Source organism: Gordonia paraffinivorans NBRC 108238 (genome assembly GCF_000344155.1).
GTDB lineage: Bacteria > Actinomycetota > Actinomycetes > Mycobacteriales > Mycobacteriaceae > Gordonia > Gordonia paraffinivorans.
Genome location: NZ_BAOQ01000097.1, coordinates 1 through 1,248 on the forward strand (window position 1 = coordinate 1; position 1,248 = coordinate 1,248).

Sequence of the window (1,248 nt, forward strand, 5' to 3'; positions counted from 1 at the left end):
GGGCGTGAGGAACGAACTGGTGACAACTGATCGTTAGTGCCGGGAGGCGCTGACGGGGAGGATGTCATCATGCCCGGCCCCTATCCCAGAGAGTTCCGCGAGGACGTCGTTGCGGTTGCTCGCAGCCGCGAGAGCGGCGTCACCATCAAACAGATCGCCGCCGACTTCGGTATCAGCGAAGCGACGTTGCAGAACTGGCTCCGTCAAGCCGACGTCGAAGACGGTAACCGTCCCGGCCAGACCGCCGCGGACGCCGCCGAGGCGCGGGAGTTGAAGAAGCGGATCCGGTTGCTCGAGCAGGAGAACGAGGTCCTCCGCCGTGCGGCGGCGTATCTGTCGCAGGCGAACCTGCGGCTTGGTGGCTCCCCAAAATGACGTACCCGCTCGTATCTGAGCTCGCCGACGCGGGGATCCCCGTGACGGTGTCGTGCCGGGTTCTCAAGCTCGCCCGCCAGCCCTACTACCGGTGGCGCAACGACCCCGTCCGGGACGCGGACGTGCTCCGCGCATATCGGATCAACGCGCTGCATGATGCGCACCACGAGGACCCGACGTTCGGCTACCGATACCTCGCCGACGAGGCCCGCCGAGCGGGGTGGCGGATGAGCCGGCGGACGGCGTGGAAGCTGTGCTCGCAGGCGGGGATTCTCTCGTCCGCGCAACGCCGGCGACGCGGGAAGGGGAAGAAGGCCGGGCCGCCCGTGTTCGACGACCACGTCCAGCGCGTGTTCCGCGCCGATGCACCGAACCGGCTCTGGCTCACGGACATCACGGAGCACTGGACGAGCGAAGGCAAGCTCTACTGCTGCGCGATCAAGGACGTGTTCTCCAACCCAATCGTCGGGTACTCGATCTCAGATCGGATGACCGCGAAACTCGCCGTAGACGCCGTCCGAAATGCTGTCGCGCGCCGCGGTGAGGTCGCCGGCTGCATCCTGCACGCCGACAGGGGCAGCCAGTTCCGCAGCCGCGCGATGGCCCGCGAGTTGCGCCGCCACGACATGGTCGGATCGATGGGAAGAGTCGGCGCTGCGGGGGACAACGCGGCCATGGAGTCGTTCTGGTCACTGCTGCAAACGAACGTCCTCAACCAGCAGCGGTGGGCGACCCGGCAGGAGCTGCGACTCGCCATCGTCGTTTGGATCGAGCGGAAGTATCACCGCCAGCGCGCCCAGGACACCCTCGGCGGCTTGACGCCCATCGAGTTCGAAGCCAAGCTAGCCGAGCCGCTCACACTCGCGGCCTAAA

The 1,248-nt window shown here is 67.0% G+C and carries 1 pseudogene; it reads left to right on the forward strand.

From position 1 onward, the window contains the following. Window positions 1-69: 69 nt before the first annotated feature. A pseudogene (locus GP2_RS20805) lies at window positions 70-1,247 on the forward strand (IS3 family transposase). The last annotated feature ends 1 nt before the right edge of the window (window position 1,248 follow it).